The sequence below is a fragment of the Dactylosporangium sp. NPDC050688 genome, from assembly GCF_040654515.1.
Taxonomy (GTDB): domain Bacteria; phylum Actinomycetota; class Actinomycetes; order Mycobacteriales; family Micromonosporaceae; genus Dactylosporangium.
Genome location: NZ_JBFAIC010000012.1, coordinates 124,089 through 139,416 on the forward strand (window position 1 = coordinate 124,089; position 15,328 = coordinate 139,416).

At 71.7% G+C, this 15,328-nt stretch carries 2 protein-coding genes; both read right to left on the minus strand.

Translation table 11 applies throughout. The annotated features are described in order from the left end of the window. Positions 1-76 precede the first annotated feature (76 nt). The gene (locus AB0H83_RS14695; protein WP_360092581.1) at positions 77-712 is read right to left on the minus strand and encodes a hypothetical protein; all 636 of its coding nucleotides are present in this window, start codon (positions 710-712) and stop codon (positions 77-79) included. After that, the gene (locus AB0H83_RS14700; protein WP_360092584.1) at positions 709-15,285 is read right to left on the minus strand and encodes a hypothetical protein; all 14,577 of its coding nucleotides are present in this window, start codon (positions 15,283-15,285) and stop codon (positions 709-711) included. The genes AB0H83_RS14695 and AB0H83_RS14700 overlap by 4 nt, the downstream gene beginning before the upstream one ends. Positions 15,286-15,328: the final 43 nt, after the last annotated feature.

Sequence of the window (15,328 nt, forward strand, 5' to 3'; positions counted from 1 at the left end):
CGCCGGCAGGTGCGAACCCGGGCCCGCGACGGCGAGCGGTGCCGCGGTCCTGGCGCAGCTGCCGTTGCCGGCGGGTTCACCGCGTCAGCGCCCGCGCGTAGGCGGCGACCGTGCCCTGGTGCAGTTCCAGGAGCGCGATCAGCCGCTCCCGGCGGAACTGGCCGGGGTCCCGGGCGTACCTGGCCGCCCCGGCCGTGGAGGTGAAGGACCCGGCCGGCACGGCTCTGGCCCCGGGTGGCACGAACTTGAGCACCTCTTCCAGCGCGGCCAGTCCGGTCCGCAGCAGCGCGTACTGCCGCGGCAGCAGGTGCTCCGGCACCTGGGCCGGATCTGGCGCCACGGTGGCCACCATGGCCCGGTAGTGGTCAAGAAACTGGGCGGGGTCGATGATGCGGGAGGGCTCGGCGCCACCGAACGCGGGCGACGGCGCGGGCGCCAGCGGGATGAGGAACCGGAAGCGCCGGCTCCGCCGGCAACCCGGGCAGTCGCCCTCGTAGACGGACTCTCCGCGCTCGTCCGGCTGGCCGGGATCGGGCACCGTGTAGTGCCTCGACCAGGCGAACCTCCGTTCGCCGCACTCGCACGGGTGCAGCGTCATGTAGAGCTGGCACTCCTCGGGCGACCTCGCCTGGAGCACTGTCATCGCCTCCCGTACGTCGAGTTCCGCCGGCGTCGGGACCTCGGGCGCGGGTGGTTCGTACGGCCTGGTCATGATGAACCCTCCGTCCCCTCGGGAGAGGCCAGTTCGGTGAGGTACTCCAGCAGGGCGGGATACGAGTCCAGCCACGCCCGCTGCTGCGGTCCGAGCGATTGAAGGAAGCCGGTGGCCAGGGCGTGTCTCGTCGGTTTCGCCACCTCAGCCATCCAGAAGCGCACCATGTCGGCGAGGAGTTCGGCCCGATGCAGGAAGGCGATGTCCGCGCCCGGGTACTGCATGCTGTCCGCCGAGTGTGCGACGACCCGGGCCAGCAGCCATCCCGACGCCTGCTCGTCCGGCAGCGGGGCGGCCTGCCGCAGACGGTCCCACCATCGCGGGTGCTCGGGCTCGCCGTAGATCGCGTTCAGCCGAGGGGCGACGTCGCGCAGCATCGGTCCCCGCAGGGCGGTCGCCCACCCTGCCGAGTGCGGATCGGGCAGGCCTGCGGCCGTCATGGCCTGGGCGAGCCACATTGCCGCGCTCAGCCACGGCCAGTCCAGTTCGGGCTGTTCAGGCAGCGCATCGACAGCCATCCGGACCTCGGCGAGCCGGGCCGGATCCGGTCCGGCCTGCGGTCGCCCGGCGTGCGCCACGGCGGCGATGGTGCGCAGGGCCGAGTGCGGGCCGGCGCCGATCTCGCTTCGATGCACCGGATGGAGTGAGTCCAGGAAGCCGGCCGCGAGCGCTTGCTGCTGCACCGCCGTCAGATCGCGGTGGCGCAGCAGCCCCGACACCACCCGGGCGCGCTCGGTGAGCAACCTGGTCGCCGACCACTCCCTCGATCGGTGCTGGGCGGCCCCCGCTCGGGCGGCGATCTTGCGCGCGGCCCGCCAGGCTGCCCGCTGTCCAGGCGGGAGCGAGCCGGGGTCCTGCAACAACCGCAGCAGTGGTGCCGGGAGGTCGGCCGGCAGCGACCCGTCCCCGATGGCGGTTGCCGCGGCCGCCACCTCGAACGCGGCTTCCAGCCAGGGCCACGTGAGTGTGTCGCCGGGCGGCAGCCGGCGAGCCCAGTCGCGAAGGAGCTCCTGCCGGAACCATGCGTTCTCATCGAGCACAGGTTGGTCCAGCAGCCCGGCCCGGATCAGGCGGAGGGCGGTGGCGGTGAGCGCCGGCAACTGCCGCGGGTCGAGTCTCGGGGTGAGGTTGATGCGGAAGTCGCGCCTGGCGTTGCGCTGGATCCCCACCGGGGCGTCGGGAGTGCCGTGGTAGACCGCGAGCTGGATGCTCACCGGTTCGTTCTCGGTGAGATCCAGGTGGACGGTGGGCCAGTTCTTGCCGTCCGCCAGGTGCTCCTCGGCGGCCTGCTGCCACCGGATGAGATACCGCGCCCGCTCGGCCTCATCGAGCAGCGCGCCGCGCAGATGCGGCGCCAGTTCGCGTTTGTTCGGCAACGGCAGGAAGTCCGACCGCAGCGTCGAGCCGGGGACGTCGTCGATGTGCAGCGTGCTGTGCGGAAGCAGGTTCGCGTCCCGCCACAGCTGCAGTCGAGGCTCCGGGCCGGGACCGCTGGGGCGGATCAGCCGGGTGGCCGTCCAGCCGGGCTCGGCGAGCACCCGTGCGCCCAGCCAGTGCGGGGTGTCGGAGGCCGGCGGCCAGATACCGTCGCCTGTCCGCCAGCCCAGCTGGATGACCCGCGCCAGCGGCACCACGGCACCCGCGGCGAGCGCTATCCCGATCTCGCGTACCTCGGTGAGCAGGGAGCGCAACTCCGGCAGGCTGGCGCCCTGATACCCATCGGGGGCGATGCCCCGCTCGACGGCCGCTACCGCCCGCGCCAACAGGTCCTCCTCCACCAGCAGCCGCTGCCGCAGCGGCGCCGGCACCGGCCGGTCGATGGCCCAGCCGATGGAGTTGGCATCAATGCTGTCGGGGTCGGCCCGCACCTCGACCACCCCGAGCGTGGCCAGGCGATCCTCCACCGTGCGGTCGAAGGAGTCGAGGAAGTTGGCCGCGTCGGGCCCGGTCGTCGTCTCCCGCCGATACGTCAACAGGCCGTCGTCGCGCACCAGCAGGCTCCGTACGACCGTGCCGGTCGTCCCCTTCTCACGATCAAGGACGTCCATTCCGACCACGACCCGGTCCTGGCCGATGTACGCGTTCCGGACCGTCACCTTGAAGGGGTAGTAGTAGGTGTCGAGCACGTGACTGACGAGTGAACGGCTCGCGGTCGCCCGGTCCTCCGGTGGCAGGGTCCGGAGGTAGCTCTGTGCGACAGCCATCGTCGCCGGCCACCGCCAGGAAAGGTTCTTCAGCACCTCCGCCAGGCCCTTCGCCCGTATTTGGATCTGGCGCGACAACGCGTCCATCGGCCTGACCTGGATGGCAAGATCATGCACGGCCTTCCCTACCGCCTTCATCTGCCAGGACTGATCCGGATCGTCCGATTCCAGGCCGCTGCCGCGGTCCAGCAGGGCGAACGCCGCGATGACCAGCTCCGGGTGTTGCGTGTAGGGCACCACCGACCTTCGACGGGCACTACGTTCCACGTCGAAAATGCCGTCCTCCATGTCCAGGGCGGCGAACTCGTACACCGCCCGCAGCCACGGCCAGACCTGCTCCGCGGCTGCCGGATGGTCCTCGGGGATCGCCAGCACCTTCCGTGCCAGGTCGTCGAACTCGCCCGCGCGCCCCTCCTCATGGGCCGCCTCGAAGGACGCGGACAGCTCGCTTGCCGCCTCGGAGGACGTTGACAGTTCGCGGGCCCGGATCTCGCGCAGCTCGTGCGTCAGCGCGCGGGGGATGTCCACCGGGTCGGTTCCCTCGCTCACCGTGACACTCCATTGGGGAATGTCGGTCGGGGACAGCGAAGGCAGGCGCTCGGACATCGCCGGTGGGGGCACCGGACGGGTGGGGTGGGACAGGTCGCCGACCCCGAGGAAGAGCCGCGCACGCACGCCGTCGAGGTGCACGTCGAACGCCTCGAACGCCGTGTCGTGGCGCTGTACGGAGCCGGACGCGCCGTACAGATCGGCGACGACCTCGGCGAGGCTTCGCCACGCGGTGGCCCGGACGATGATCCGCCACGCGTTGGTGACCTCTGACCTCACGTCGCCGCGGAACAACGAGCGCGGCACCGCGGCGGCGGCGATCGTGTCCGTCTGGTTGTCCGACGGGGTGTCCGTCGGGGGTGTCCGCATCGCGTCGTTCCACTCGGCATGACCGGCCTCGTACAGTTGCGTCACACGCGCCCGCAACTGCGGCTCCGGCAGCCCGGCGAGGTCGGCGGCGAGCTGTTCGTAGAGCTCCTGGAAGTCCTGGCCGGTGAGGCCACGGATGCCGGCCGGAAGTTCGGAGCCCGTGGCGGCACGGTAGGCGTCCCAGCCGCCGAGGTCCGCTGCTGCCGGGCCGTTCCCGGCCGCCAGCCGGCTCCGTACGGCGGGCACGCCGGCGATGTTCACCATCACCTCGCGCGGGTAGCCGACGCCCTTGCGTGCGGCCAGATCGCTGAGCGGTTGGGCGAGTGGATCGGGCGGCGGCGGTCCGGGCTCCAGGATGCGGGTGCCGAACCACGGATTGAGGAAGAAGAGCGCGCCGAGCTGGAGCTCCTCGACGGGACGCAGATCCAGTGCGTCGAACAGCTCGGTCAGCTGTGCCAGGTCGCCCGGGTCCGCGTCGAAGACCCGCCATCCGTCGATCCGCTGTGGCGGCAGGTGGCGCTGCGGGTCGAGCGTGCTGCCCGGCGTCGCGGGCGCGAGAGGCTCGGTCCCGGCCCGCAGCGCGGACCGGACCAGCGCGGTCATCAGCGTGACGCGGGCCTGGACCACGCCCGGGTCCAGCGAACCGTCCGACGATCGGAACTCGACATGATCGCCCGGTCCGCCGTCGACGTTGGCGAAGCTGAGGGCCGAGCCGCGGGGGCGGTCGGCGATGACCCAGGCCAGGTCCTCCGGCGTCGCCGGGTGTGGGGCCGGCTCGCTGCTGCGCAGACCTCTGTGCCGGTCAGCCAGCGGGTTGGTGCCGATCCGGAGGATCGACTCGAAGAAGTGGTCGTGGCGTTCGGCGAGGCGCCGGTACAGCTCGAGATCGTGGTGGAACAGGGCGGTGCTCACGTGCACGTGACCACCGGCCCGCCAGGTGATCTGCGCGCCATGGGCGACCAGGATCTCCAGCACCCGGGCGACCGCCCGCCATGCCTGCGGGGAGTCGGTCAGCACCGGCGAGATCACTTCACCGTCCACATCGGCGTCGTACTCGAATCGCCAGCCGTCCACATCGGTGGTCGGCTCGGTCGCGGAGTGGTACGGCTGCTGCATGGGATGGCGGGTGAGGCCGGCGGCGTGCAGGTCCCGGCCGATCGCACCCAGCCGGACGTGCTTGGGCGCACCCCGCCAACGTTGATCAGGGCCGTTGCCCAGGTTGAACTCGAGCTCGATGCCGAAGGGGGGACCCCCGGCCTGTTCGCCGGCGCCGTCCTCCACCAGGAACGGCACCGGTGACCTGCCCTCGCCGATCCTGCGGCGGACCCAGTCGGGCACCGCAGCCAGCGTCGCCGGGGCGGTCGCCATGACGTCCGCCGCTCGCTCCGCCGTCTGCGGACCGGCGACCAGCCAGGCGGGGGCGCCGGGGCCGTCGGGATCGGCGGGCAGGTCCGGCGGGGTCCAGAGCACCTCGTCACGGGCCGCCTGCGCCTCGTGCGGCGGGAGCGAAAGGCGGTCCAGCACGGCGTCGAGCGCCTGTTGACGCGCGGCGAGCACGGGCGCCAAGGCATCGTCTTGCGTGGCGCTGAGCCGGGTGTATCCACTCTGCGCGCGTGCCGCCGTGGCGAGCTGCCAGGGCGTCCAGCCCACCTCGACCTGGTCCAGCAGGTCGAAGGCCCGCTGGACGGCCTCCGGATGACTGACCTGATCGAGGACGTCCTGCCGGTTTCGGGCCCGCGCCGCCGCGTCACCCGGGGCACGGTCGAGCGTGACCAGTTCGAACAGCGACTCCATCCAGCTGCCGACGCTGGCGCCGGACTGTTCGGCCACCAGCCGGTTGAGTTGCAGCGCCGTGACCTCGAACTCCGCCGAGACGCCTCCCTGGTGCGCGGCCTCCGGCGCCAGCCCGCGCTCGCGGAGCACGATCTCCCGGAGCTCATGGCCGAGATTCCGCGCCACCAGGGACGGCTTGATCCCCGCGTTGATCCGGACCTGCCACTCTGGTCGCGCCCCGCCCGCCACCCGGACGGATTGGGCCGGTGCCGGCGCGGCCGAGCCGTCGACGACGGTCGTGAACTCGCCGGCGCCGACGTGCAGCCGCAGCGGCACACCGTCACCGTCGACGTCGAACACGCCATCCGGCTGCCCGACGACGGGCCTCACCACGGGGGGCGTGACGAACAGCTGGTCCGCGACGTCGGCGAGGAACGCGCGGGCCAGTTCCCCGATCGCATCGACGTTGTCCGTGCCTGGCGCGGCCCAGTCGGGGCGGTTGATGCCGTACGCGGTGTGCAGCGAGTTGATCGGCCGCGAGGGGGTGCCGAAGGCGTCGCCGTCGGCGTGGACGCGGCCGTTGGGCATGGCGAAGTGCCGCCGCACCTCGCCATCGGCGAAGCGCACGTCGAAGACGACCACCGCCCCTGTCTCCCGGGCCAGTTCGGCGCCGAGGTCCAGCGGGTTCAGCGGGGCCGGCGCCGCGTCGACCACGGGTTCGACGTGAATGACCCGGGGTGGGGTGCGGACCGCGCCCGGGACGGCGCCGCCCGGTCCCAGGGCCGGGCGGGCCAGCTGCTCGAGGGTCAACGGCGCGGCACTGCTGCCTGCCAGGCGCCGGAACATCCGGCGAAGCGCCCGAGGCGTGTCCGGGCCGACCGAGCCGGGGGACACGGGTTGCCCGACGTCGGCGAGCAGCGCTTGCCACGCGCCGCCGCCCTGCCGTTGCCGGCCCATCTCACTCAGATGTGCCTTGGCCACGGTCATGTACGCACGGCCGCTGCCGGCGCCCGGAAGGAAGACCGTCCTGACCGGGGCACCGCCACGACGGCCGTCGCGGTAGACCTCGAACATCACGTCATGATCGACCCGGACGGCGATCAGCGCCCCTTCCGTGACGTAGAGGACGGTCGTTTCATCCCGGTCGCCGACCTTCTCCGTGTGCGTCACGTCGTATCTACGCTCGCGACTGCGGCCGAGTTCCACGCCGAGCGCGCCGATCTTCACGCTGTCCACCTTCGCCGTCCCGCCGCCATGGGCGTGCTCGGCGATGTGCTCGATCCGGTCGATGTCGCCGATCCGTACGTCGCCGCGTTCGGTGACGACGACGAGTTCGGAGATCCGGGCCCGCACGATGACGTCGACGGACATCTTCGGCCGGCCCGGAACCGGAAGCTTGCCGATCCTGTGCCCGGTGGCGGCGCTCATCCGGGGCAGCTGGACCCGATACGAGGAGGGGCGCAGGGCGGAATGGACAATGTCCGCGACCTCGTGGGCCCGCCTGCCCAACAGGTCGCGCCGGCCCAGCCGGCGTACGATCGCGTCGGCGACCGGGCCGATCTCGACCGTCTCGACATCCAGCGAGTGCGGCAGCGAAACGGACGTCGGATCGGCGGTGACGGGCTGCGCCGGATTGTGGCTCGGGCCACCCGCCCATTCGATCTCGTCCTCGGAAACCAGCTGGAGCACCGTGCCGGTGAGCGTGGCGGACTGCTGACGCGGCGCCGTGTTCCGGCCGGGGATCAGGTTGACCGCACCCCGCACCGCCTTGTCCAGGCCGGGCAGCGGCGTGGAGGGTCTGCTGACCGTCAGGGTGAAGGTGATCGGTCGCCGCACCCGTGCGACGGGCGTGAAGCTCGCGCCCTGGAACAACCGGGTCAGCTGCTCGTTGTACGACGCCGAACCGGACCTGTTCCTCGTCGAGGTCTCCCCGTACTTGAACGACAGCGGCCATGGCGCGCCCGCGGTGACCTCTCCCGATCCGGAGGTGTTCCGCGACCCGCCCTGGTTGGACTGTTCATAGTGATAGTTCTGATGGATCAGCGCGATCGCGCTGTCGATACCGAGAACCTCACCGTCCTCGAGCCTCACCGCGCCCAGCTCGACGGCGACCGCTTCGCGCCCGTGCCCGCTTTCCGGAACGATCTCGACATCGGTCCGCCACAGGTTGCCGCCCATGCCGTCTTCGAGGACGTTGAGCCAGCGGCCGTCGGCGAACCGGTTGTACAGGGCACGCCACAGGCCTGGCGTGCGGTCGATCGCGCCGGATGCGACCTGCTCGAACAGGGCCGTCACCTCGTGGAGGACGTCTGCCACCGGTTCTCCGGTCGCGGTGCGCAGATCGACGCCGTAGATGGGGCTCTGTCCCACGCCGTGGTTCAGGTGGGCGGGTGGTTTGCCCTGCCGGGCCATCGGCGGGAGCTGACCGCTGCGGTCCAGCGGCGTCAGCACCTTGAGCAGATCGACGGTGGAGGCGTTCCTGCGCGCGGCGCGGATCGCCGGCTGGTCGGCGAACTCCTGCCGCAGCGTGCGGGCGATCCGGCCGGACAGCTCGGGGACCAGGCGGTTGACGGTGGGGGCGAAACGGGGTTTCCCGGGCAGCTCCGCGACATCGTCGGCCAGCTTCTGGACGATCCGGAGGAACGACAGCCGATCAAGAGCAAGGTCGCCGGTGACGTACCGTGCGACGGCGTCGACGACGAGATCCAACGGCATGCTCACGGTGCCGGCCGCGTACTTGTCGAGTTCCTCCGGCTCGGGCACGGCATAGAGCAGGAGGTGATCCTTGCTGACCTGCGCCGGGGCCACGGTCGGCGGCTGCTGCGGGCCCGGGCGGGCCGTCACGGTGACGTTGAAGGTGACCTTGGCGGTTCGGAACACCTGCTGCCCCAGCTCAAGGATCAGCACCTCGTCGCCGACGATCTGCGACGAACTCCGCGACGTGTTCCGGGCATGCGCCAACGTTCCGGAGGCGCCGACCACACCGAGCGGGAAGGCGCCGTGCGCGGTGCCCGAGCCGGACCAACCGGCGCCGGCCGAGTCTCCCACCGAATGCATGCCGAAGAGGATGTCGGCGCGCACCATCGGACCGGCGCCGACGACGGTCGACGTGCCCATCTCACCCTGGATCTTGATGGTGATGGGCACCGCCTGCCCGTCTTGAAAGGCGACGCCGTCCACCTGGTGCCCGATTCCGGTGAAGAGCGTAGGACCCGCCGCGATGAGGCTGCGCAGGTTCAGGCCCGCGGACATCGCGAGGAAGGCGGGCGAGTGGGGATCGACGGTCAGGCCGAGCTTCTTGATCCCGGCAAGCACCGTCTCCCGTGTCCGGCCGTCCAGGTGCACGATCGACGCCTTGCGCAGCGCTTCGCGTGCGCGATCAGCTTTCGACACGTCCGCAGGCTGCGCCGGTGACGAGGAGGGCAGTTGCGTCGGTCGGGCGTCCGGGAGCAGCGCGACCGGAAGGACGACCTTCGCGGTGGCACCGGTGCTGGTGGCCAGCACGCTGGGGGCGCCGTTCACGTCCATGGAGACCGTGATGTCGAAGGTGTCCTTGAAGACCGCGCTGCCTTCGGCGCCGGCTTCGAAGAGCACGCCACGGTTCAACCATTCCGACGTGTTCGCCGCGGCGCTGCGCGACCAGCCGCCGCCGAAACCGCCGCCGAGGCCGATGAGGTCGTCCCACGTGAGCGACCCGTCGACGCCACCCGCTCGGGCCAGCTTGGCACCGGCACTGCGCGCCGCACCACCGGAATGAATGTCGAGAGCGACGAGCGTCTGTTTGTGCGTGTACCCCAGATAGTTGGAGCTCACGCGCACCGCCTGCACGCGAAGGATGCGCGTCTCGCCCGCCGGGTTCGTCACGACGACGTCGACGCCGTCCTGGAACGACTGGTCGTAGCCCGTCTCCAGGCGGAGCGCGGTCAACTCGTCGAGCAACCCGTGATCCTCATCGGCGCGGATGAACCCGGCATCCTCGAGCTTGCGCCGCACCTGGTCCCGCAGCGGATCCGGCCCCTCGACACCGGTGAGATCCTGCACGAGCGCCGGACCGGCGCCGTCGGCACGGCCGCGTTGGCGCCAGGACGGGTTCTCCGGCTTCCGGCCCGGCGGGGCGCCCAGGATCAGATCTCCGTCGAGCACCGGTTCACCGCTGGCATCGCGGATCGTTGTGCCGCCGGCATCCTTTCGCACCGCGTCCGCGGCCACCGGGAGCCCGGCCGCATAGGTGTACGTCTCCGGCGCGGCGACCACCACTGTTCCCGACGCTGCCGCCGGAGTCGTGCGCTTGCCCTTCCCGAGTGAGATCTCCGCCTCGTGGTTCACCTGCATCTCGAGGACGGCATTGGCGCCGGCGAAGCGTTGCACGACCGGATGGATCGCCTCGGAGCCCGCGTTGAAGGCGCTGCTGCGACCCCAGCTGGTGTCGTACCGGCCGCTCACCACCGCCACCTTGGCGTTCCGCCCGATCTGGCGTGGCCAGGACTGGGAGTGGCCGACCTTGGCCTGGGAGAACCCGACCCGGAGCCACTCCAGGTAGAGTTTGTCGCCTCTGCTGCCCAGCACTCTCGCCGTCGTGGAATCCACCGTGGTGCGGAGGGCGACTTCGGCGACCACTTTGCCGTCGTTGCTGATCTGCCAGGTCACCGGACCTTGCGCCGTTTGGCGTACCCGGGCGGGATACACCTCGAAGATGATGGTGGCCAGCTGCGCGCGGGCCGTGCTGCCGATGGGCGTCCTGTCGCCGAGCTCATCCAGGATCTTGTCGTACAGCTGGACCAGGCCGGTCATGCCGACCAGCGCGTGCTCGGGCAGCGACGTGAACTTCGTCCCCTGCTTGGTGATCATGTTGGCGGGCGGGTCCGCCAGCGGGTCGGCCAGCCACACCGGGGTGCGCACGTGCTGCCGCGCCGGATCCAAGGGCAGTGGCTGCCACGCGCCGGCGTTGCCACCGTTGCGCTTGATGGTCCCGGCGGTCCGGTACGCCAGATCCAACTCGCCGGCCAGGTCGAACAGCGTCGACGGACCACGGTTGTCGAGCACCCCGCCCGGCATGCCGAAGTCCGCACCGGTCACGGACTGCGACCACGAGTGCCCCCAGCTGGGCGCCACGCCAGCTTCCACCTTGAACAACTTGAGCAGCTTGGAGATGGGGCCGAATGCGGGCACCGTCAGCGACGTCTGCGAGCCGCCACCCACCATGTGTTGCCAGATGTTGCTGCCGTGGGCGTAGTACGGGATCTGGCCGATCATGATTTCGTCGGCATTGAGATCCGGTGCGGGCACCTCCACCGCATCACCGGGTCGCAGGCGTACCTTGAACTCCACCGTCTTCTTCCCCGTGCCGAACTGGAGCATCGCGCCGCCGCCCACCGTCCAGCGCCACTCCGATCGCAGCATCCGGTTCAGTTTGTCCGGCGTGGCGAGCTCCGGATGCTCGTCCCGGGGATCGACGCCCCACTCCTCGCGGAGCCGGGCGTTGATCGCCTCCGCGAGCTCGTCGATCCACGGCAGTCGCTGGTGCGGCACGCTCGTGGCCAGCGCGGCCTTGTCGGGTTGCAGGGCACGCACCGCCGCGTCGTATTTGGCGAAGAGATCGAGCACGTCGTTCGCGGCCGTCGCCAGCTGCGGCTCCGTCACGCCGCGCCGGCCCGGGGCCGGCTGAGCGGCCCGATGCAACGTGTCGAGCAGTGCGTCGACTGACTTCTTCGCCTGCTCGGCCGTGGTCGCCGCGTTCTCATACGCCTGCGAGCGGTTCTCGTGCCGACGGGCGATCTCGCCTTCCTGGTAGGCCTGGATCCGCTCCTGCTCGGCCGCCCTGGTCTCGGCGAGCCGGTCACCGGACTTGCGCGCCTTTTCTGCCGCTGTGCCGGCCTTCTCGGCTTCCTTCTGTGCCTCGGCCCTCTTCTTCGTGTGGTGCTTCGACCGTTCGGTCAGCGCGGCATTGGCGTCGCCGAGGTAGGACACCAGCGGTGTCAACGCGGCCGTCGCGCTGGCCAGCAGCTCGGGGGTGTTGACGACGTTGCTGTCGGCGATGTCCGCCAGCGGCCGCAGGTCGGCGCTGTGTGCCCCGGGTCGCAGTGGCAGGTACGGGTCCACCTCGACCGGCGCAGCCGCCTCGATGAGCGACGACGCCGCATCGACGAGGTCGCGTACGGACTTCGACACGCCCGCAGCGGCACGTCCGGCCGATCCGTCGGCGGTCAGGATCTCGGCCGCCACCGTGACGGCGGCCGCGGCGGTGGGCGATCCCACGTCGGGATCCGCCGCGTCGCCACCCTCGGCCTGCCAGAGCTCCGCGAGCGCGAGCAACGCGGAAGCCGCCGGCGGCAGCGGCGTGTCCCGGCCGACCAGGGCCGCGACCACCGCGCGGCTGCGCGCAACCGCGTTGACGCCGCCGGCGAGTCCCGCCGCGATCGCGGTCGCCGCCGCGTTGACCAGCCACTGCTCGGTCTGCGGCGCGGTGCCGGTGCGTTGCCACAGCTCGGGGCCCACGATGGACCGCGCGATGGCGACCGGAAGCTCCGTTACCCGGTTCGAGGGCAGGTCGGGGTCGCCCAGCAGGCCGGCCAGCTCCGCCAGGTCCATCCGGTCGAATCGCCCGTCCACGTCGGCCGCCCAGGCCTCGCGCCGGCGTTCAACCTCCGTCCAGTGCTCGGCGGCTCGCGCGAGCTCCTGCACGATGGGGCGCAAGAGGCGGTTGGCGTCGAGCCGGTGGTCGTTCGCGCCCCGGTCCGCCGCATGCGCCTGCCGGCCCAGCTGCGCCACCCGCGCACGCTTGTTCGGACTCATCGGCAGCTGCTGTTCGGTGCTGCGTTCGGCCCGTCGTTGGGCGGCTTCGGCGCGCCGTTGCGCGGCCAACCGCTCGGCCCGGCTGACCCCGACCCGGCCGGGCTGACCGGGTTGGCCGGTCTCCCCGGGACGGGGCTGATGAGCGGCTGCCGTGGCGTCGGCGACTGCTTCGAGCCGCTGGACCATCTCGGTGTGTTCGGCGATGCGGTCGCGGTACCGCCGCGGCTCGCCCAGCCCCTGCGCGAGCTGAGCGGTCAGCAGGTCACGCGCGTCCTTGTGGAAGTCCATCAGGTCGACCAGGGCGACGGCCAGTGCGTCGAGGGCGGCGGTCTCGGCCGCGTCCTGCTGGGCCCGGTCCTGTGCGCGGTTGTGCCGCAGGATGTTCTGGTACTGCTCGTACGCCTCGATGAGCTTGGTGGCGGCACCGGGGCGGCCGGAGCCCCGGACCGCGGGCAACGAAGGCGCCGGACCTGCCTGACGCGGGGACCCGCCGCCCGGGCCGCCCGAGGGCCGGCCGGTTCCGCCGGCCGGGCCGGCCGCGATAAGGCCAGGCCGCAACTGCGGCAGGGGCACGGGGTTTCCCGCGGCACCTGGCAGCAGGGGCAACTCCTGCGGACCGTACGCCGGGGGCAGCGGCATCTCCTCGCGGTGCCGTCCGGCGTCGAGGACCTCGAGCGGGATGTCGTCGGCGGTGACCCGGACCTCGGGCGGCACGTCGGCGCCGGGGACGGGCACCTCGGCGGGGACCGGTGACCCACCCGGCGTCTGCGGTCCGGCCGGAAGCGGCACCTCGAACGGGACGGGCCGGTCGGCCCCCGGCAGCCACGGCACGCCGGGCTGGGTCGGTGCGGGCAGTCCGTCCGGCGCCGGATCGGCGGCTCCCGGGCCGTGCTGATCGGGCTCGGCCGGGACGAGCTTGGGCGGCGTGTGCGTCGGTTGCCCGGGCGGCCCCGGTGGTTGCGGTGGAACCGGTGGGGCGGCGACCGGCGAATCGGGGGGCAGCGGCTGCTCGGGCAGCACCGGATCGGGAGGGACCGGCGCGAACGGTGCCGGTGGTGTCGGGGTCAGCGGCGGCGAGTCCGGCAGCGTCAGGGGCGCCGGCTCGGTGGGTGTCAACGGCTGGTGCGGCGGCAGCGGCTGCATCGGCAGCGCCGGTGGTGCGATGAACGGCGGCAGCGGTGGCAGGAGCGTCGCGCTGAACGTGTCGGTGGTGACCGCGCTGACGGGTGCCCCGACCCAGTGGTCATTCACCGGTCCCCGCGGAATGAGCTGCTCGCCCGTGGCCGGGCCGGGCCGTAGGGTCGGCTCGGCCGGGACCGGCGGTCCGGGTGGCCGGTGACCGGGGTTCTCACCGGGGAACGTGGTCGGGGGAGCGCCACCGTCCGTCCGTGGGCCGCCCCCACCGGGCGGCGCGGGTGCGGGTGCCTCAGCACCAGGGCGTTCCGCCTCGATCAGCGTGATCCGCACCGGTTCACCGGTCGTCGGCCGATCCAGTGTGGACACCGGCCCGTCCGATGCGGATCGGTCGGGCCGCGGACCCTCGCCGGGCTCGACCCGGGCCTGCGGCGAACCAGGATCCGGTCGGCCCGTCCCGGTCTGCCCGTCCGGCTGTGGCAGCTGGGCACTGTCGGGTTTGGGGAGGACCTTCGGCGTCCCCGTGTGACCCGACTCGGCAGCCGCGCGGCCGCTGCCGCTCGCTGGGCCACCGGAGCCGGTGCCGGTGCCGGTGCCGGTACGGCCCCCGTCCTGCGGCTCGGCCCGGCCGTTGCCTGGCCGGTGGTCGAGGTTGGGTTCCTTGACGGTCACTTCGACACCGTCGCCGCCGCGCTTCGCCGCACGGAGGAGGTCGGAGGTCTTCACCTCCCGTACATTGGACAGCTCCGCAACCGGCCGGGAGACCGATCTCATCCCGTCGCCGCCGACGACGTCGGTGCCGACGCGTTGCCAGCGGTCACCCGGTAGCGTCGTGCCGCGGGACGGCGGCTGCCGGCCGACCGTGGCGATCGCGCCGAACGCGCCGCCGATCACGGCGCCGTGGAGCAGCCCGCGCCCGGCGTCGCCGAGCCAGTTGATCGTGTTCCGGGAGGTCGGGTCGGTGAGCCAGCGGTAACCGTTGTCGACGACCGAGGCCCCTACGCCACCGATGCCGCCACCGACGACGTGCCCCAGGAAGCCGCCGCCCATCGGCGCCAGGAAGACGGCGCCGGTGGCGGCGCTGCGGATCACGTCGCCGCCGTCCAGCATGGTCCGGTTGCCCATGACGATCTGGCCGTACTGACCGATCAGGTTGGTGCCGCCCATGATGCTGGCCCCCAGCCCCGCCCGGGTCGCCAGTCCCGGCGCCATCCTGGGGACCAGGCCGGCAGCGGCGGCGAGCAGGCTGGTGCGCTGCCGCAGGATCGACGTGGAGGCTCGGGCCAATGCGGCGCCCACGGCCGTCCACGACAGGCCTACGGTCTGCAGCATGGACATGATCGCCGCAAGCACCGCGATGGCGAGCATGAACAGGTTCATGGCGATGTTGAACTTGGTCATCTCGATCTTGTTACCGAAGCTCTGCACGCCCTGCTGCAGCCTCGTCATGTCGCGGACGACCTGACCGAGGGCGGCGACCGTCCGGTTCCACTGGATGAAGAACGTCATGGCCGCCGAACTGCGCCAGTTCTGGGTGATCGGATCGGCGGAGGTGACCAGGGAGGCGGACGCGTCGGACATCATCGTCGCGACTTCGCCCCACACATCCGCCAGCGCGTAGACGTCGACCTCGGGCACCTTCGGCCATTTGCCGATGACGATCTCGTAGACCTTCCCGCCGATGCCGGGAATCCAGTCGCCCAGATACTCGAACCAGTCCAGCAGTTCGGCGAGAACGTCGTCGGCATTCACCGGCCTACTCCATGACTGCCATGAACGAACCGCGCGTGGTGGT

Bases quoted from the DNA above. Each gene is read 5' to 3' on its own strand.
- AB0H83_RS14695 (WP_360092581.1), bottom strand. From the start codon at position 712: ATGACCAGGCCGTACGAACCACCCGCGCCCGAGGTCCCGACGCCGGCG.